The sequence below is a fragment of the Pseudomonas syringae genome (assembly GCF_000737245.1).
GTDB classification, from domain to species: domain Bacteria; phylum Pseudomonadota; class Gammaproteobacteria; order Pseudomonadales; family Pseudomonadaceae; genus Aquipseudomonas; species Aquipseudomonas syringae_J.
The window spans coordinates 1-19,468 of the sequence record NZ_JPQU01000109.1; the positions used below are offsets into that span (position 1 = coordinate 1).

Annotated in this window: 11 protein-coding genes; 5 read left to right on the forward strand and 6 right to left on the reverse strand. The window is 58.4% G+C overall.

Annotation, left to right across the window (positions count from 1 at the left end; translation table 11 throughout):
- Window positions 1-422: 422 nt before the first annotated feature.
- Entirely contained in the window at window positions 423-641 is a 219-nt protein-coding gene (locus tag IV01_RS00765) for a hypothetical protein (protein ID WP_032631885.1), read from the reverse strand.
- Window positions 642-933: 292 nt separating this feature from the next.
- On the opposite strand from IV01_RS00765, the gene IV01_RS00760 reads away from it, so the two are divergent.
- From IV01_RS00760 to IV01_RS00745, 4 genes are all read left to right on the forward strand, one after another.
- Complete coding sequence (locus IV01_RS00760) at window positions 934-1,497, forward strand: NADPH-dependent FMN reductase (RefSeq protein WP_032631887.1); 564 nt, start codon at window positions 934-936, stop codon at window positions 1,495-1,497.
- 118 nt (window positions 1,498-1,615) lie between these two features.
- Window positions 1,616-5,740 carry a dermonecrotic toxin domain-containing protein gene (locus tag IV01_RS00755; RefSeq protein ID WP_032631888.1) on the forward strand — a complete coding sequence of 1,375 codons (4,125 nt, stop codon included), beginning with the start codon at window positions 1,616-1,618 and terminating at the stop codon, window positions 5,738-5,740.
- Window positions 5,741-5,771: 31 nt separating this feature from the next.
- A complete protein-coding gene (locus IV01_RS00750; protein WP_154232298.1) occupies window positions 5,772-6,461 on the forward strand; it encodes a hypothetical protein in 690 nt (229 codons plus the stop codon).
- Window positions 6,462-6,571: 110 nt separating this feature from the next.
- Complete coding sequence (locus IV01_RS00745) at window positions 6,572-11,749, forward strand: dermonecrotic toxin domain-containing protein (protein ID WP_032631890.1); 5,178 nt, start codon at window positions 6,572-6,574, stop codon at window positions 11,747-11,749.
- Window positions 11,750-11,888: 139 nt separating this feature from the next.
- On the opposite strand, the gene IV01_RS00740 is transcribed toward IV01_RS00745, so the two are convergent.
- From IV01_RS00740 to IV01_RS00720, 5 genes are all read right to left on the reverse strand, one after another.
- Window positions 11,889-13,040: an acyl-CoA dehydrogenase family protein gene (locus tag IV01_RS00740; RefSeq protein WP_032631891.1), complete on the reverse strand. Its 1,152-nt coding sequence runs from the start codon at window positions 13,038-13,040 to the stop codon at window positions 11,889-11,891.
- A 3-nt stretch (window positions 13,041-13,043) separates the two neighbouring features.
- Window positions 13,044-14,144, reverse strand: coding sequence for an enoyl-CoA hydratase/isomerase family protein (locus IV01_RS00735; RefSeq protein WP_032631892.1), 1,101 nt, complete (start codon window positions 14,142-14,144; stop codon window positions 13,044-13,046).
- Between the two features lie 311 nt (window positions 14,145-14,455).
- Window positions 14,456-15,640, reverse strand: a complete 1,185-nt coding sequence (locus IV01_RS00730; protein WP_032631893.1) for an HlyD family secretion protein — start codon at window positions 15,638-15,640, stop codon at window positions 14,456-14,458.
- Window positions 15,637-17,340, reverse strand: a complete 1,704-nt coding sequence (locus IV01_RS00725; protein ID WP_032631894.1) for an MFS transporter — start codon at window positions 17,338-17,340, stop codon at window positions 15,637-15,639. Before IV01_RS00725 ends, IV01_RS00730 begins: the two co-directional genes overlap by 4 nt.
- A gap of 167 nt (window positions 17,341-17,507) precedes the next feature.
- A complete protein-coding gene (locus IV01_RS00720) occupies window positions 17,508-18,683 on the reverse strand; it encodes an XdhC family protein (RefSeq protein WP_032631895.1) in 1,176 nt (391 codons plus the stop codon).
- Between the two features lie 305 nt (window positions 18,684-18,988).
- On the opposite strand from IV01_RS00720, the gene IV01_RS00715 reads away from it, so the two are divergent.
- The gene (locus IV01_RS00715) at window positions 18,989-19,357 is read left to right on the forward strand and encodes a DUF427 domain-containing protein (RefSeq protein ID WP_032631897.1); all 369 of its coding nucleotides are present in this window, start codon (window positions 18,989-18,991) and stop codon (window positions 19,355-19,357) included.
- Window positions 19,358-19,468 lie beyond the last annotated feature (111 nt).

The following is a 19,468-nucleotide window of genomic DNA, read 5'->3' on the forward strand; positions in this document are numbered from 1 at the left end:
TTTCGCGGGCAAGCCCGGCTCCAACAGAGAGAATGCGATCTGAACTGTGGGAGCGGTGCTTGCCCGCGATTCAGGCGCCGCAGACTTTCAGGCATACCGCGTTGGCCTTATCGCGGGCAAGCCCGGCTCCAACAGAGAGAACGCGATCTGAACTGTGGGAGCGATGTGTCCGGTCTATACACGCTTAAATGTGAGGCGCTGTAAAAGCGCAACCCTAAGTGGCCATGACCGCAGCAATGGATATGTACACGAAATCATCTCAGGTAAAAGGCCACTGCAGTTCTCATGGCCAATCACCAGACCCTATCGCGAGCAAGCTCGGCTCCTACAGGGATCTCGGTCTTGCAGGAGCAGCGCATTATCGTTCTTCGCGAGCAAGCTCAGCTCCCACAGGGCTCACCGAAGCTCGCAGAGCACTGCTATCAGGACGTACGCGTCATGGTGACGCCGGACTGGACCAGCTGAAAATCGTCCCCGCCCAAATGAGTGACCCGGTCGCCGATTGCCAGGCGATAGGTTGAAACAGGCTCAGCGCCGCCAGTTTCGGTCTCGGTAAGCTGTGATTCCCGGAATTCATGCACTGAATACACACGACCTTCGGCGTCTCTTGCATGAAACTGTCCAACCAAAACTGAAGCCATTTGCTTTGTAACCTCTGGATGTAACCGTTTGTTTACGCTCGCATGCTAACACTGAGCGTTGAACGTCTGTGCTGGTATCCGGCACCGCGTGGGCAAATCTTCGTGGCCCGTGTGCACTCAAGCGGTGTAGACCGTTTTTTTCAGGGCGAGTTTGCCGATGTAAAAAAAATAACCCCGCTCATGCAGTGTTGCTTTTGTGCTTTTATTCCCTGTCATGGGCTGCGCAATCTGCACCTTGGCGCCAACTTAATCTATAACTATTGGCTCTTGTCATTTGCTGAAGGAAGTCTCCATGAGTCAGGTGTATCAAATCGCGGTAGTTGTAGGCAGTTTGCGTGTGGATTCCATCAACCGGAAAATCGCCCTGGCCCTGGCGGCGCTGGCTCCCGCGAATCTGCAACTCAAGATTGTCGAAATCGGTGATCTGCCGCTCTACAACGAAGACATCGATACCGCCACCTCAACCCCACCAGCTTACGCAGCGTTCCGCCAGCAGATCGGCGAAGCGGACGGGGTGCTGTTCGTCACCCCTGAATACAACCGCTCGGTTCCAGGCGCGCTGAAAAACGCCATCGACGTGGGTTCGAGGCCGTACGGCAAAAGCTCGTGGAGTGGTAAGCCGGGCGCGGTAATCAGTGCTTCGCCGGGCGCCATTGGTGGTTTCGGTGCCAATCATCACTTGCGCCAGTCACTGGTGTTCCTCAACGTTCCGTGCCTGCAACAGCCGGAAGCGTACCTGGGCAATGCCGGGACCTTCTTCGATGCCGCCGGTGCCTTGTCGGAGCAGACCAAACCGTTCCTGCAAACCTTCATCAATGCCTATGCAGCCTGGGTGGAGCAGAACAAAAAAGCCTGATTCAAGGGGATTACCCGAACCCTGCTTTATGTACCGTCTGCCCTGGGTGGCCGGTCGATAAGCTCTCGTTTTCTTCTCGCTGTCGTAATGCGGCGGCGAGAGTCTACCGGGAGTGTTTATGTCATCCGATCTTGTTCCTACCCCGTATTTTTACGCCGAGTCTCTCAAGTCGCGATTTACCGCCAGCCTCGCCCGCGCGTGGCGTACAGGGCTTATCAGCGACGAAGAATACAGGCAGCTGAAAATTCTCCTCGACTCACCTGAGTCCGAAGCGTTTCGCGGCTCCGGGCTGCGTGTCGATCGTCTGGTCAGCGGAGATGATTTGCTGATCTGTGATGAGTTGGCCGGTGCGCTGCTGATCAGTTCTGCCGAATCCGGCACCAGCGTGGTTTATCTCGATACTTTGCTCTACGGCCTTGAGCGATTCGACGATCGCATCGCGTTGCTCAACGCACTTGAAAGCTACACGCCAGCCGATCACAAACCAGCCTTTGAGTGTGAGTTGATTGAAGGTGATCTGTTCGGGCCACGGATGGGCGCGATCATCGATCAACAGGTGGCGCGCCTGCGTGATCTGGCCGCTCATCTGCAGGATATGCCTTCGCTGCAGTGGGCGCTGACGCAGGCCGTCCGGGAGCACACCGATACACTATTGCCCGATGTCGCTAGCGACCTTTCGCTGCCACAGGTGCAATGGTTTGCGGCTGATAAGGGTTCCTCAACTCTGAGTGCGTGCAATCAGACGCTGGTCCAGGCTGCCACCGATGTGCTGATCAGCCAGCCTGCGCCGTTTTCTCGTCGTTTATACCTGCGCAGTAATGGCCAGGTCATCGATGCTACTCATGACAAGCGCTACGACAAATTGCTATCGGACGCTGTAAGCGGCTTGACCCCGGTCTATGAGCGGTTGCTGAGCGGTTACTGGCAGCAGCCGAACTTCTGGGGGCAGACTCGGCGAATGCTGGCGGCGCATGGGTTGGCAGGCGGGTTTCGTCAGGCGTTATTGAAGGGGCTGCACGGTGGCAGTCTGTTGGCCGAGGAGTTCGCTCATTTGAGTAGCGTGCTCGATCCGGTGGCCAGTCGTCGGGAACCCTCGGTCACGGGCAAACGTCTGGCGCTGGTGATCAAGGATCGACCGCCCTTGAAGCTGGTGGGGCTGATACTGCTTGCCGGTACCCCATTGCCTGATCTGGTTATCTATTGCGCATTGCACGGCGTCCGGCGTTTCGCGACTTTGAAAGCATTGGCCGACCACTATGCAACAGCGGCGGGACGTGATGAGTTGCAGTTTCACGTATCGCTCAATGATCAAGCGCTGCTGAACACCGATGGCGATCTGAAAGTCGAGACGTATGAAATCGAGCAACCGCTGTTCGCCGACGCCGTCGAGGCCATCATTGGGCTGCAAAAGCGCAACCTTGGTTTTGTTCTGGCAGGGACGTTTTCCGATGCTGACTCTGCCGCCGCTCACATTGATGATGCACTGGACGTCCGTCACCTGATCGACTGCCGACTTGCATCGTTCGACACCAGTGGGCGCTGGTTGCGCGCGCCTGTGGCTTTTGCCCGGCATTGGCCGCCAGCGTCGCCGCCTGCCAAAGTGCTGACTCCATCGAATCCCCCACCGCCCGCGCTGCCCTGGATAGCACGGATCGAAGAACTGGAGAAAACCCTTCAATGGCTTGATGGCACCCATGTCGATCTGGGTGAGTGCGCGGGGCAGATGCTCGACGAGTATCTGGCGATGTTTGCCGAGCCGTCGCTGAACGCGAAAAGCATAGGAGTGCGTTGGCCTGATGCCGCCTCCCTCAATGATGAAAGCAACGAGGTTGGATCCGACGTCCAGGCCTCAAACCAGTCCTCAATACCGCAGACACTGGTCGATCTGATGTTGGACAAGCTCAGCGGTTATCGTGCGCAACCGATCCCGCAATCGGCTGCCATTGTCAGAGTATTGCCCGGACCGGCGCAGCCTGAAGCGCTGCCCATACTTGCGACCGACTTTATCAATCTGATGCTGGAGCGCGTTTCTTCCCGGGTCGTCGGCGTTTTTCTGAGTCGGCTTTGGCAGCGTTATTCCGGGCCCTTGCGTTCGGCCCATCAGCAGATTATTCCGGTCAATGTTGCCAAGCGTTTTCTGGAAGACGTGTTGCGCCAGCAATGTGAGCTCAGTCAACGGATGCACAAAGCCGAGCGGCCCGTCTTGAAGATGCTTGAGCAGGCGCTCAATTACCCTGTGCGCAGCATGCGTTTGCCGCAGGGCGATGAGCAGGTTGAGGTCTACAGCGTTTATCTGGAGCGCGATAGCGAACAAGCCCCGGCGTTATTGAGCAATTGTTTTATCCTGCATCGCCCCCTGCATAGCCATGAGCATGTGTTGTACTGGTCGGCTTTATCGGGTATCGAGGTCCTCAAATCCTTTGGCGCACTCAAGGACCGCCTCAATCGACGCCTGGCTGCCGGTTCGAGTCGTGAATATTGGCTGGGACTGCTCAGCGAACCGGAGCGTAGCCAGATCCGGACTTATCTTGAGCTGCCAGACCACGCGCCCCTGGGGTTACAGTTCAACCGGATCGACAGCGATTTCGTCGACGCGTTGCTGCATATCGAATACCAACGTCAGTACAGCAACGTTCAGCAGGCGCTGAGCCGGGCAGTGCGTAGCTCGATGTCTGCCCAGATGCTGAAGCGCCTTACCCGCGTGGCTGTGGATGACGAGCGGATGAGCCGCGCCTTGAGCACAGTCTCGGTCGCTGCTCACAGTCAAACTCTGCAAAGCATGCTCCCGCCTTGGCTGAGCGATGCCTCGCTGGACGACTTGAGCACTTATGTCCGGCTATTGGAGCGTCATTACCAGAGTGATGATCCGAACACGGTCTTTCTGCCGGGCCTTCCTTCGCTGCAAGGCTTCGCTCGTGCCCAGTTAATCAACCGCCTTAACGCTGACTATCCCAATCAGCTACCGGACCCGGACCGGATAATGGTGACCTTCACTCAGTATGTGCCCGCTCTGGTACCGACCGGCGAAACACCCTCTTCGGTTGCCGCAGCGACCGTGGTCAGCAGCGAAACCCTGACAGAGTTTGCTCTGAATCATTTCAGCAATGTGGCTGGAGCCGTTCTGGTCATAAAGTTGCTCGATGATTTGCCGATTCCGCAGTTCATCCCCCCAGGCTATCTCAAGTCGTTGGTTCGCACCCTGGATGTGGGGCAGCAATATCGCAATCTACTCATGACCAAGATGGTTGCCGACAGCCCGGATTACCAGCTGGGCCGGAGTCGCTTCATGGCGAAAATACCGGCGCGCATGTTGCTGCTGGCCTTTGAAATGAAACTGCAGAAACAACTCAGTGCTGATGCCTGGGGTTATCTGCAGCACCTTCTGGACATGCCGGATGGCCTAGCCCGACAACCGACACTCGGTCAGCAGGCGACGTTGCGGCCCATGCTGTTGCTGGCTGCCAGCGGTTTGCGGCCGGACCCTGTACCGGGTGTTTACCTGATCGGCCCCAGGGATGAGAGCAAAGGGCCGATCATTGTGCATGCCGTGTTCAATGAAGCCTTCACGTTCAAGGAGTACGCCAGCAAGGCGCAATTGCTGCTTGACCTGCAAACCCCTGGCGACCTGCAAACGCTGGTTCTGGGGCGCATAGATCCAGTGCTGCGCAAACGTTACGACCATGGCGGGTTTCGTGAGCCGCATATTCCATGGAGCACCGAAGGTTATATGGACGGCCCGACTGAGACACCCGGGCCGGTCCGTCTGGTCGGCGAGCCCGTATCCGGCAATGTCTTGCAGTTTCTTTTCGATCAGACCCTGAAGGTGCTTGAAGACATATGCCGCAAGCAAACGGTAACCACCGCGGAAGATGACTGGAAATCCTTGGTCCGACTGATGAGGCTGGGCGCTGAGCAAGTGCTCTCATTTGTCCCCGGCAAGATCGGCCTGCTGCTGGCCGCGTGGCAGAGCCATACCTTGTTCGAGGCCTCGGCGGTTTCGGCCTATGCCCGTCACTGGGGCAAGGCGCTTTCGGAGTTTACTGCGGCGCTGGGCGTGTTAGTGGTCAGCCGCCGGAACGTTGAATCAGAGCTGGCGATCCACGTGAGTCCGCCGCAGGAGCCGCCGGTGGTCGAACTGGGACAACAGGACTATTCATGGAGCAGCTTCTCATGGCGTATTCAACCTGACTCCCCCCAAGCGTGGTGGCCTCGTACAAGGGCGGGCGAATCACCTGCTTCGTGAGTTTTTTGGTTTGACCAGGATTAATCCGGTCTTGCAATCCATGGTCAGAAAAAAGGCCACAAAGCTATATTTGGCCATCACAGATCCTTCGCTGGCATCCCTCTCTTCCCAACGTTACGTAGTGGGCACCAACAGGCCCGGGAACGAATCCACAGCCGCTTTTATTTCAACATCGGATCCGCAAAAGCGAATCTATCTGACTGAGCTCTTCTTTGAAGTGCCTGAATTCACGCTTAACCGCAATGCGCTCTATTCAGGCTTCAACGTCGCGGCTCATTACCGGGCCGGCACGCTGATTCACGAACTGGCGCATCAGACGGGTAATACCCACGACATTGCCGACCTGGACTCTTCGGCGCCGTTTGCAGATTTTCTGGATGACAGCAGGGCCGAAACCGAGGTAATTCGGGATCAGCTGAGAAGTCTGCGGGCTACGGCACTGTCCCATAACACACCAGCTGACAGGTTGTTTCGCATAGATGACGGGGAGGGGTGGCGGGATATTGTCGAGCGCGATGGCGCGATGAAAGAGGTCATTTTGCGTATTACCGGGACAACCAATCTGGCTGACGCGCGCCATGTATTCCTCAACGATGAGCAAAAACGTGCCGAAGTGATCTTGAGCAACGCCGACTCTGTGGCGGCACTGTTGATGGACCTGGGACGCTCGCAGGTTTTGCCCGAACCGGGTGATGATGAAACCATTACCAGTTCACGCTGATCAGTTGCGTTATGTAGCGCAGCCCGTCTCTTGATGCTCGATAAGCTCCTTGGCTTCGTATGCCCATTACCCCTGTGGTGATGGGCTTTCATCGCAAAAGGAACTTGTCCATGTCAGGTACCCAACTACCCTGGTTTTTTTCCGAATCCCTCAGCGCCCGATTCCGTCAGGACATCGAGGACGCCCGTGCAGCCGAGCACATCAGCGCTCAGCAGGCCCTATGGTTGGCGTCGCTGCTCAGCGAGCCACAGAAGGACGTCGCTGCGCCTCGAGTTGATCGATTGTTACGCGAGGATGGCGGGCTGATGAACGTTGAGCTGGCGGGAGCCTTGTTGATCAGTGATGCAGCAGCCACTTCCGGCGAGATTTTTTTCAGCTCCGTAGTCAACGGTTTGCAACGGTTCGACAGCCGCGAGCTGCTATTGGCGGCGTTGACTGCCCGTTTTTCGCTGCCCCTCAGTGATCTGAAAAGCGTGGAGTACGAGCGGATCGAGGGAGATTTCTTCCGACAGCGCATGCTGGCAATTGTTGATCAACAGGTGCACCAGCTTCAGCACATGAACGAGCGCTTGTTGCGCTTGCCGTCTCTGCCAACGGCGCTGGGCAAGGCACTGCAACTGAACATCGCGGCCCGGTTGCCCGGTAACGAAACCAACGTATTTAGTCATCTCGGGCAAATCAGGCAGCAAGACCTGACCCTGGGCACGCTGAGCCTGGTGGAGATGGCCTTGCAAACTTTCGCAGGCGCAGCTCTGCCCTCCGGCCTGCGGCAGCAATGGCTCGACGCAGAAGGTCGGGAGTTGAACCCCGAACAGGCGGGGCCATGGCAGCAAGCGCTGGCGGACGTTAGCGGCGGTGTGGTCGCGGTCTACGAAACGCTGCTGGCGGATTACTGGTTCACGGTGGCCGGAGAGGGCGTGACCCACCGAGAGTTTGCCGGACAGGTTTTAACTGAGCGCTTTGTTCAGCATCTGCTGGCTGGCCGACACGATGCCACGCTCACCGCGCTCGAATACGCTGCATTGAAAACCCTGTGCCTTGCAGGGGAGGGCTGGAAGCAACAGGTGAAGGTTTTTCGGCTTTCAGTGGCCATAGGCAGTCAGGAGCCGGTCAAGCTGGTCGGTATCTTTCTGATCGAAGTCATTTCCGGAGCGCAGCCAGCGCTGTTCCTGTACAGCTCGAAGCGTGGACTGGGACGCTTTGCCGATATCGACACACTGACCGAGCACTTTGCCGGGATCCATGGGCGTGCGGAGATATTCGACTACACCTCGGTCAACGATCATCCGTTGCTGCGCGCCCATGGCCCTCAGCATCAGAGCCTGCACCTGCGTCTGGACCCGGTAGCAGCAGCCCCGCTGAGAAATACCCTCGACTCGGTCATCGGCCTGCAGAAGCGTGATCTGTCCAGCGTCCTCAAGCGCTCATTCAAGTCGCCCGCACAGGCGGCGCTGGCGGTCAGCGATGCGTTGAATATTCTCGACCTGCTTGACCCTCGCCTTGCGCCTCGGGTTGGCTCTGGCCTCTGGAGTGAGGCCATGACGACGTCGGAGAGCAACTGGGCAGCGTTCAATGCGCCTGCAAAGATTGCAGGACTGAGGCTTGATATTGGCAAGGGCTTCGACAAAAAGACGATGAAGCCCTGGAGCGATTATCTGAGTGATGCACGGAGTCGTCTTGATGTCATTTCCGAGGCTCGGCCAGGCCTTGCTGATTGTGCTCGCACGCTGCTGAACCGATATCTTTGCGTATTGCACAACGCAGATATCGATGCGCGGCGAATGTGGATTCGCGATGACGACGGCGGCGTCGTCAGTCTGACCGTGCTGTTGCTTGAGCGAGTCAGCGGGCGTAGCGGAGCAGCGTTGCCCCAGGATTTCCAGGTCTATATCGACCCTGTTGACTCTGCCTACGAGCAGCATCTGCCATGGTTGACGCCGGACGTGCTGAATCATGTCTTGGACCGTTCACAGCAAGCCTTCGCCCAGGAATATCGACGACTGAATCGCAACGTTCGCAGTGGGCAACAGCAGATCAAGGCTCCTGCGGTGATCCCGGCTCATGGGGCTCGCAGGATCAGGGAAGGGTTACTGCGGCTGGAGCTAAGCATCCAGCGCATCAATGGCAAGATCAGCGACCAAAGCTTGCAGATGCTTGAGCAGGTACTGGACCGACCTGTCTTCTCTTTGCGTCAGGCATTTGGCTTCCAGGCTACGGAGGTGTCTGTTCCGCTGCTGGTTTACGACAGCCGCCAGCCACCGGTGGTGTTGAGCAACACCTTTGTGTTGCAGCAACCGTTGTATGGCGACGGCAAACCGCTGCTGTGGACAGCCGTAGCGGGACTGCGCGAGTTCGACAGCTTCACTGAACTGGAGCTTGATCTCAATGCGCGTCTGGCCTTCCCGGGATCGCGTCAGCGATGGCTTAGCCTCATGAACCCGGTTGATCGGGAAAAAATCAGCCGCTATCTGAAGCAAGGTGCCGCACAGCACCTGACCATCAGTCTGGCCCGTGTCGAGGGGCATTTCCTCGAACATCTGGAGAGCGGCGAGCGGCAAAGGCAATTGCTGACTGTCGATGCTGCTTATGAGATGGCGCTGGACTGGCAGGTAGATGCCGGACTGTTTGTGAGCATGCTGATGTCCAGCGCGCTTGACGATAAGGCAGGCACGGCGATTGACGCTATTGGCGTGCAACTGGAGTTGATGGTGCTTTCCGAACACATTCCGCAATGGCTGAGCAAAGCGACTAGTCACGATCTGTGGAAATTCAGAAAACTGCTAGTGCGCTTTGACCAGTTGTACAGTTCGCGAAAATTGATACCGGTGGTTTCCAGTCTGGACGAGTACGCCCTGGATCATCTAAGGCAACGTCTGCTTCAGGACTTTCCAAGTGTGCAACTGGATCCTGACCAGATATCCATCACTCTTACTCGCTATACCGCTGCCCCCACTGGAACCGGGGATATTCCGTCGTCGATTCCCGCTGCGACCGTTGTGATCAGCGAATCGCTGACCCAATTCGCGATCAATCGGTTCTCATGTTTTCAGGATGCGACCTTGCGCGTCTCGTGCGACGACGGCACGCCCTTGCCTGACTCTCTGGATGCCGCCTATATCCGGGAGATGGTCCGTACGCTGGATGTCGGTGCCGGCTACGAGCAATATCTGGGGGAAACGTTCAGCGAAAACGCCCCTGACTACGCCAATCGCTTGAGTCAATTCACAGAGCAGGCGCCCTATGGACTGCTTCTAATGGCTTTCCGACTCAAGCTGCAAGGCAAACTGAGCAGCACCGCTTATGATTTCGTCGAGAATGTGATCAGCATGCCTGACGGTCTGGCCCGTCTGCCGGTCGATGGGCGAGCAATTACCTTCAGCCCGCTGAAACTGGTTGCCGGCAACGATTCCGCTGCCGGTTTTGTGCGAGCGGTTTATCTGATCACTCCGGCCGACCAGACACAGGGGCCATGGATTCTGCATGCGCCTGCCGACGATGAGTTTTTTCTCAAGGAGTATGCCGGGCAGACCGAATTCCTGAACGCGCTGCAGACCTCCACTGCACTCCAGGCAATGCTCAATGACCGGCTCGATCCGGCTCTGCAGCTTGTCTACAAATGGGCAAGCACCCTGCAGCCGCTAATGGCCTGGGGTACTGGCGGCCTGGCGGATTTGTCTGAATACCATCCGGAGCACGCCAAGCTGGTGATCGAGCCATTGCAGGAAAATGTCTTGCATTGCCTGCTTCGTGCCTCTGAGCAGGTGATACTCATCAACGCGCGCAAGCGAAGCGTGAGTAATGCCCAGGACGACAGTGCGCAGAATAGATTCCTGTTGGGACTTGGGGGCGAGCAGGTGCTTATGTTTATGCCCGGTCGAATCGGCGGGATCATTGGTTTGCTCCAGGCGCGGGATTTGTTGAATGCCTCGCTGGAATCGGCGACGGACAAGCACTGGGGCCAGGCAACCGCCGAATTTACGACAGCGCTCGCCGTGCTGATTGCTTCCCGTCAGCAACTGGAAGAGGGCGGTATGCAGCGGGCGGATGATTCGGCTGTTGCCGATGACATGGCTGCGCCGCGCTGGCATGACCCGCAGTTGCAAGTTGATCCGGACGGCCGCTTGCAGCCATTCGAAGCCCATGATGTCTCGCTCAGCAGCCTGCAGCATGACCGCGCCCTGAATGTCTTTCAGGACAACATCAGGCTCAAACAGTACGCGGCGGTGCTAGGTAAGGTGTATGAGGTAAAAACCACCCGCAGCGGCTGGTGCGTGGTTAAGGGGGTAGAAGAAGGGCCGCACATAAAGCGCGATGCTGGTAACCGTTGGGTCATTGATTCAGACGTGGGTGAAAGGCATGACGGTTCCATGGTCACCCGGCTGAGGACCCACACCGCTACGCGTAGCATCGAAGACGTTTTTGTCACCAGTGCCAGCGGCATCGCGGAAATCGAGCGTATGTTCCCGCAGAAGGCCTTGCAGATTCGCGAAGCCCATGCGCTGGCCAGACTGTACTTGGAAAACGCCTTGAATAACCTGACCCTGGCTAACCCGCAAAGCGAACTCGACCCTCGCACCGCACGCATCATCAAGGATTTCTTTGGGGTGCGGTCGCTGGGTAACGTTTCGGTCATCCCCATCAAACAAATTCTGGCGGACATCTACGTGCACCTGATTGACCCCAGGCTCTCCCCGAACTCATCCCAGCGGTTTGTGGTCGGCACCAATACGGTCGGCAATGAGCAGACCAATGCGTTCATTTTCGAGGGCGACCCACAGATGAGGATATTCCTCAGTGAACGGTTTTTCTCCCGGCCGCCAAATGTGCGACTCAAGCCATTGGTCTTCAGTCGGGGTAGCTTCAACCTGGGAACGCACTACCGGGCAACGACCCTGATTCATGAAATATCACATGTTGCCAGCGGCACCCACGATATTGCCTATGTGGCGGCCAACGTGCCGTTTCTCGATCTGATCGAAGACACCGGTGCCTATCGCGCGCGCATGAAGCTGATGTACGAAAAGTCCCAGCAAAACCTGTCGCACCTGGCGCTGCGGGACGAGTTATTCAGGACTGAAGATGACGATGGATGGCGGGACTTCCAGGCCGTCGATGGCAACGTCAAAAACGAGATTCTTAAAATTACTGGCACCCGCAACCTTGAAGCGGCACGGGACAGGTTCATACATGACGCCGGGACGCGGGCCAGGGTCATTTTGAACAACGCCGACTCCGTTGCGTTGTTGGTAACGTTGCTTGGACGCGAGCGGTTTTTGCCGAGGGAGTGACGCAGGGAATTTACGATCCCTGTAGGAGCGACCGGGGTGGCGCACCACCGAGCAGCGCGAGGCCGCGATAACGGTCTTTCTGATACACCGCCATCGCGGCCTCGCGTGGCTCGTGCGCTCCAGGTCCTGCGTTGTTGCATCAAACCAGATAATGCTTCAGCTCCCGGGCGATCAGCAGGCGCTGGATTTCGCTGGAGCCTTCGTAGATCTGGGTGATGCGCGCATCGCGGTAGTAGCGCTCCACCGGGTAGTCTTCCAGGTAGCCATAACCGCCATGAATCTGGATGGCCTTGGAACACACCGACTCGGCCATTTCCGAAGCGAACAGTTTGGCCTGGGAGGCTTCCGACAGACACGGCTGGCCCGCACTGCGCAGCCGCGCCGCGTGCAGGATCAGCAGACGTGCTGCATTGATGCGGGTGTGCATGTCGGCCAGCAGGTTGGAGATGCTTTGATGTTCGATGATCGGCTTTTCGAACTGCACGCGCTCACGGGCGTAGACCAAGGCGGCTTCAAACGCGGCGCGGGCGATGCCTAGCGCCTGGGCGGCGATCCCGATGCGGCCGCCTTCGAGATTGGAGAGGGCAATGGCCAGGCCTTTGCCGCGTTCGCCCAGCAGATTGGCGGCGGGAATGCGGCAATTGTTCAGGGTGACCGCGCAGGTATCCGAAGCGCGGATCCCCATCTTGTGCTCGGAGCGATCCACCACATAACCGGGGTTTTCAGTGGGCACCAGAAAGGCCGACAAACCTTTTTTGCCTAACTCAGGGTCGGTTACCGCGAACACAATCGCCAACTGTGCCCGCTTGCCATTGCTGACGAATTGCTTGGCGCCGTTGATGATCCACTCGCCGTCACGCAGCTCTGCGCGGGTGCGCAGATTGTGCGCTTCAGAGCCCGCATGGGGTTCGGTCAGGCAGAAACAGCCTATCGCCCGGCCGCTGGCCAGTTCCGCCAACCAGGTCTGTTTCTGCTCCTGACTGCCGTAATTCAGGATCGGCCCACAACCTACCGAGCTGTGCACGCTCATCAGCGTTCCGGTGGCAGCATCGGCTGCGGAGATTTCCTCCACCGCCAGGGCGTAAGCCACGTAATCGATATAGGTGCCGCCCCATTCTTCGGGCACCACCATGCCTAACAAACCCAGATCACCCATCTTGCTGACCAGCGCGTCGTCAATCCAGCCGGCTTTTTCCCAGGCCTGGGCGTGGGGTGCGATCTCGTGGCGGGCGAAGTCCCGGGCCATGTCGCGGATCATTACTTGTTCTTCGCTAAGTTCGATATCGTGCATGGGTCACTCTCCGTGGCCGCTGAAAAAACTCCGCACGTGCTCGGCGCTCAAGGCCTCGACACTGGGCGGATTCCATTGCGGCTTCTTGTCTTTGTCGATGATCAGGGCGCGCACGCCTTCAATAAGGTCACCACGTTCAAACCATTGGCGATCCAGATGCAACTCAAGGGCGAAGCAGTCTTCCAGTATCAGATGACGACCGCAGCGCAGTGTTTCCAGGGTCACCGCCATGGCCAGCGGCGAGCGGCTTTCCATAAGCGCGGCAGTCGCCAAGGCCCAGCTGTGGCTGTCGATGACCGTGACCTCTTTTAATTGCTCAATGATGCTGGGGATATCCGGCAAGGCAAAGAAGTGGTCGATGGCCGGGCGCAGTTTTTCCAGGGGTGGGTCTGGCAAATGCTGGCTGGCGATTTTCGCCAGTGCGCCTTGCAAGTCTTTGAGCGGATGCTTGCGCCATTGCAGGCGGTCCAGACGTTGATCCAGCTCGGCGAGGGATTCGCTTTTCAGGTACCAATCAGCGAGGCCGCAGTACAGCGCATCGGCCGCGCCGATGTGGACCCCGGTGACACCCAGATAGACCCCGAGCTCACCCGGGATGCGTGAAAGAAAGTAACTGCCGCCGACGTCAGGAAAATAACCGATGGCCACTTCCGGCATGGCCAGACGGCTGCGCTCGGTGACCACCCGCAAGTCAGCGCCCTGAGCCAGCCCCATGCCGCCGCCCAGAACGAAACCGTCCATCAGCGCGACCACCGGCTTGCGATAACGATGGATCGTCAGGTCCAGGGCATATTCTTCGACGAAGAACTCCTGGTGCAGGGTCTGGCCATTTTTGTGGCTGTCGTACAGCGATCGAATGTCTCCACCGGCACAGAAGGCCTTGTCCCCGGCCCCGCGCAAGATCACCGCATACACCGTTTCATCCTGCGCCCAGGCATCCAGCTGCGCCTGAAGACTGCGCACCATCCCCAGGTCAATGGCGTTGTGGCCTGCCGGGCGGTTGAGGGTCAGGTGGCCGATGTGATTGCGCACCTGGGCCAGTACACTGCTGTCGGCCTGTTGCGGAAGGGCTTGCTGTTGGACAGATGAAGCCGATGCGGTCATTAAAAACTCCCTGTTCGTTATTATTTTCGAGGACTGCGAGATATGACGGTGTGGATGCTAGCAGCGCAAATTTGTCTCTGCCAACCGGTAAAGCCGCCCCGTCTTTGACGCCGCGCTGTCGCGCAGCAAACACGGTCCCTGTAGGAGCGAGCTTGCTCGCGATCGGCTGCAAAGCAGTCGTGAAAAAAACTGGACTCACCATCGCAGGAATGTCGTTCCGACTTTATCGCGAGCAAGCTCACTCCTACAGAAAAAGCATTTCAATTCAGACAGCTATTTTTTGATGGGCGCGCGTGCCTTCTCTGGCCTGTTTACTCGGGATCCGCTGGCACCTCACCGTCCTGGCTGGTATCGATGCTGACGACCACCGACATGCCCGGCCGCAGGTGTTCGAGCAGTGGCTCATTGGCTTCGACGATGATGCGTACCGGGATCCGCTGGGCAATTTTCACGAAGTTACCGGTGGCGTTGTCAGCGGGCAGCAGGCTGAACTCTGAGCCGGTCGCCGGTGAGATACGTTGCACCCGGCCGTGCAGTTTCTGATGACCCAGGGCATCCACGGTGAACGTCACCGGTTGACCCAGGCGCACGTGGGCCATCTGAGTTTCTTTCAAATTGGCCATGACCCACAGGCGTTTGGGTACCAGTGCCATCAACTGCGCTCCTGAATTGACGTAGGCCCCCAGGCGCACGCCGATCTGCCCCAACTGGCCGTCACGTGGGGCGAGGATGCGGGTGTTGGTCAAGTCGATCCGTGCCAGCTCGATAGCCGCTTCTGCGTTGGCCACCGACGCTTCCAGCGAGCCTCGATTGACGATCACGGTTTGCAGGTCTTCCCGGGCGATATCCAGCGCGGCCCGGGCTTCGGCCACAGCGGCGATGGCCTGGGCGTCGGCGGCACGCGTTACGTCCAGCTCGCTTTTGGACACCGAGCCGTCCGTGACCAACGCCTGATTGCGCCGCAGATCAGCAGCGGACTTGCGGCTCTGGGCGATGCTGTTGTCCAGCGCCGCCTTGCGTTGCGCGATGGTGGCTTCGGCGCTGCGGCGTTGTTGCAGGTTGTTGGCCAGGGCTGCTTTCTGGATGCCCAGTTGCGCCAGTGACTGATTCAGGTGCTGGCGGTAAATCCGGTCGTCCAGACGAACCAGCAGGTCACCCGCTTTGACGAATTGGAAATCATGCACCGGCACCTCAAACACATAACCGCTCAGCTGCGGGCTGATGATTGTGGTCTGGCCGCGAACCAGAGCATTTTCGGTACTTTCGATAGGGCTGCTGAACGGGAACAGTTGCCAGGCGTAGAGCACTATCAGAATCCCGATCAGGGCCACAGTGGCAAAGATCGCCGAAGAAATGACGCGTGCCCGGGTCGAGCGCGGCCGGCTGCTGGCAGGCATGGATGCCGGCGCGGGCGGCGCCCCGGCGGAAGCCGGTTGATTGGGCGCGGAAGAGGGGGCGCTGTTGGGCGAAACGGAAGGCTTGGTCGGTTCGGTCATGAAGATTGAGCGCCGCTTGAAGTTGCAGAAGGAGTTGAAGAAGAGGTTACGGAAGTCGAATTAGTCGGTGCCGGGGTAAAACCTGCAATCGGTCTGGTGGTCATTTTCAGCCAGGTGACGCGAAGCGAGATCCAGAGCATGGTCAGCACTGCCACCAGTGCGATCAGCATGAACACGTCGTTGTAGGCCAGGATGTTGGCTTCCCGGGTGGCCATACTGGCGATGCTGCGGACGCCCAGATTGGTTCGCGCCGATGGATCGGCAATGGCTGAAGCGTAGCTGGCGCTGCTGCTTTGCAACCGGGCCTGGACTTGCGGGTTGATCAGGGTCAAATGCTCGACCAGCACGCTGGAGTGGAATTTTTCCCGCACTATCTGGAAGGTGCCGAACACTGCCGAGCCGATCAGCCCGCCCAGGTTCTGAGTGATCCCGAACAGCACCGAGAAACTCACCATGTTGCGCGGGTTGGCGATCACGCTGCTGATGCCCAGAACCAGGGTCGGGCCAAGAAAGAAGGTGCCGCCGAAGGCCAGCAGGAACTGGCTCAGGTACATGTTCGATTGGCGTGTCAGGTTGGTGGAGCTGCTGTCCATCCAGGCGCCAGCCGCGATCATCGCCAGGGAAATCAGCAAGGGTTTGATCAAGTGCTGCGGGTGGATGGTCCAGGCGCTGACCGCCAGCCCGGCAATACTGCCCAGCAGCATCACCATGTACAGCGAGTGCAGTTGCTCCGAGCCCATGTTCAGGGTTTGCAGGAAGCCCACCGCACCAACGGATTGTTCAGACAGGACCACGCGAAACAGAATCACCGCCAGCCCCAGGCGCAGGATCGTGCCACTGCCCAGCCAGCGGGTGATCAGCAACGGATTGCTGCGATTGTGTTCGATCGCAAGTCCTGCGCAGATCAGCGCAATGGATGCCGCTGAGGCCAGGCCGATCCACGGCTCTTCAAACCACCATTCGATGCGGCCCAGGGACAGCACGGCGCAGAGCAGGGCAAAACCGATTGAAAGCAGGCCGAAGGTCAGGAAATCCAGTTTCTCGAAGGCTTTGAAGCGATCCCCCGGTGGCAGTTTGAGCAGCAGCACGCAGCCCAGGGACAACAAAGCCATGCCCAGTTCAAACAGGTAAAGGCCGCGCCATTCGGCAATCTGCAACAAGTCCTCTGACACCAGCCGCGCCATGGGGATCGCCAGTTGCGCAGTGCCCAGCCCGAGCACCAGCGCTTTCAATCGCCATTTCTGCGGGAAGGCCTGAATCATGTAGTACAGGCCCAGGGTCGACAGGGCCGCACCGACCATGCCGTGGGCCGCGCGAACGGCGATGGCTGAATTCAGGTCGTTGACGAACAGGTGGGCAAAGGTCACCAGTGCATACAACACCAGGAACAATTCGGTGAAGGTGCGCAGACCGAACTGCTGGCGAAATTTCACCAGCACCAGGTTCATTGATACGTTGGTCATCACGTAGGCCGCAGGCAACCAGGCGATTTCCGCGGTGGTGGCTGACAGCGAACCTTGCAGATACGGCAGGTTGGCGATCACCAGAGCGTTGCCCAACCCGCCGGTCAGCGCCACGATCACTCCGACCAGAGCAAACGCCCAGCGTTTGCCGGTGGAATGCAGAGGCGTCGAAGGCGACCCCGGCATGGTCGGCTTTTCGTGGGGCGCCCATTCGCGGGTGGGGTATTTACTGCTCATGAATGGGACCTGGAGGGCGAAGCAATTTTATTGGCTGACGATAGTCTGTGGGAGCGGTGCTTGCCCGCGATAAGGCTGCACGCGATTTAAAGTCAACCGAGTTCGGCCTAATCGCGGGCAAGCACCGCTCCCACAGAACCTCTTACGGTCTGGATGTCGCCAAACACTTAAGACCCCATCATCTGCATCGCCGGTTCACCCGGCATGATCACATCCGCAGCATGAATGCTCGCTTCACGATGCTTGAGCATGCCGCCCTGACGCTGGTTGAGCACGGCGTTGATCTCGGCGAGGATCGACAGGGCCACGCATTGTGGCGTGTCGCCGCCCAGATCCAGGCCTACCGGGTAGTGCAGTGCGGCGAAGGCGGGTGCATGGCGCGGGTTGTCGGGAATTTCATCCAGCAGGCGCTCGGTCCGGCTGCGTGGCCCTAACTGGCCGATATAACGCGGCTTGAGCGCGAGCACTTGGCTCAGCCAATGGCGATCCTGAGTGAAGCTGTGGGTCATGACCACCACAGCAGCATCCTCCACAAGCGCCTGCAGTCCGGCAAACGGCTGCAGGGGCATTGCGGCGACATGGTCAGCGTCGACAAAACGGTCCGGGCGGGCAAAATGTGTGCGCGCGTCGATGACCGTGGTGTGCCAGCCCTGCAGGCGGGCCATGCTTACCAGCGGCACGGCGTCATGGCCAGCGCCGAAGATCACCAGCCGTCTCGGGGCAGGGATATATTCCAGCAGCACTTGAACCCATCCGCTGCTGCCTTGATAGCTGCGAATCGCCGATTTGCCAGACTCCAGCACGATGTGGAGATCGGCTGATATCAGTGCACTCAAGTCCCGATCCTGCAATTGCACGTCACACTGACCGTCTGGTCTGATCGCTGCACGTTCGCCGACGGCAGTGTGCCGTTCATCGTCGGAAAATATCACTGTTGCCAGGGCAGCGGGACGTGAGCTGGTCTGCACCTGTTGCAGCACACTGACCGCCAGCGATGGCGTTCGCTCACTCGTGCGCTCGAACAGGATGTGCACCGTGCCGTTGCAGCCCAGGCCGAAGCTGAGTTCGGCGTCTTCCAGTTCGTCGTCATCTTCCCCAGTGCTGTAAGTGCGAATCACAGGTTTGCCAGCGGCGGTCAGCCACCAGGCTTTCTTGCTGACATCGCTTTCCAGGCAGCCGCCGCTTACTGTGCCTGTCGCGCTGCCGAGTTGGGGAATCACCATGCGGGCGCCGGGGCGTCGATAAGCCGAGCCTTCGACCTTGACCACGGTCGCGATCACTGCGTCCTGCCCATCGACCTGAGCCTGGGACAAGGCATCGAGCAGCCGGGATAAATCATTCATTACAAGACCTCGGAAATCTTTGTGCACAGCATAAAGGGTTCGGATGCGGGACTGGTGAAAACGTTCCCTTCCAGCACCGTCATTGCCTGCTGGCCAGGGCTGGCTAGACTCATTGCCGTACAACGTTGCACCCGCTGTACAGGCACCGCGCTGTCCTGCAGCAAACACGGAATCCTGTAGGAGCGCGCTTGAACGCGATAGCGGTGGATCAGTCAAAAAAAATATCGTCTGGTTTGGCGCTATCGCGGGCAAGCGCGCTCCTACGACTCCAGCTACAGGCGTTTCGATCTGAGAGACCTTCGACCATGAAAACCCCTGATCACGATCACCCCATCACCATTACGCCCTGCAAGGGTCGCGTCAGCGTGCTGTGCAAAGGCGTACTGGTAGCGCGAAGCGATGCTGCATTGTTGCTGGAAGAGGCTAAATACCCGCCGGTTATCTATATACCCCGTTCGGATATTCGGATTGAACATTACGTGCGCAGTGAACATCAAAGCCACTGCCCGTACAAAGGCGATGCCAATTACTTCAGCCTCGATATCAACGGACAGCGCATCCAGAACACGGTCTGGACCTATGAAAACCCTTACCGGGCGGTTGCGCAGATCAAAGGACACGTTGCGTTCTACGCCGACAAGGTGACCTTCGAGACCGAGATGTCCCAAGGTTGAAGATTGATATCCCGTCCGGGCAAGGCTTTGTAGTGCCGGCAGTGGGTTCTTCCGGCGCATGGACCTAGAAAGCAATAGAAATGCTCGATGCCGCACTTTCCTGACCAAACA

Coding starts and splice junctions, on each gene's coding strand:
- IV01_RS00715 (WP_032631897.1), top strand. CDS start 18,989: ATGAAAACCCCTGATCACGATCACCCCATCACCATTACGCCCTGCAAG.
- IV01_RS00745 (WP_032631890.1), top strand. CDS start 6,572: ATGTCAGGTACCCAACTACCCTGGTTTTTTTCCGAATCCCTCAGCGCC.
- IV01_RS00765 (WP_032631885.1), bottom strand. CDS start 641: ATGGCTTCAGTTTTGGTTGGACAGTTTCATGCAAGAGACGCCGAAGGT.
- IV01_RS00730 (WP_032631893.1), bottom strand. CDS start 15,640: ATGACCGAACCGACCAAGCCTTCCGTTTCGCCCAACAGCGCCCCCTCT.
- IV01_RS00740 (WP_032631891.1), bottom strand. CDS start 13,040: ATGCACGATATCGAACTTAGCGAAGAACAAGTAATGATCCGCGACATG.
- IV01_RS00760 (WP_032631887.1), top strand. CDS start 934: ATGAGTCAGGTGTATCAAATCGCGGTAGTTGTAGGCAGTTTGCGTGTG.
- IV01_RS00735 (WP_032631892.1), bottom strand. CDS start 14,144: ATGACCGCATCGGCTTCATCTGTCCAACAGCAAGCCCTTCCGCAACAG.
- IV01_RS00755 (WP_032631888.1), top strand. CDS start 1,616: ATGTCATCCGATCTTGTTCCTACCCCGTATTTTTACGCCGAGTCTCTC.
- IV01_RS00720 (WP_032631895.1), bottom strand. CDS start 18,683: ATGAATGATTTATCCCGGCTGCTCGATGCCTTGTCCCAGGCTCAGGTC.
- IV01_RS00725 (WP_032631894.1), bottom strand. CDS start 17,340: ATGAGCAGTAAATACCCCACCCGCGAATGGGCGCCCCACGAAAAGCCG.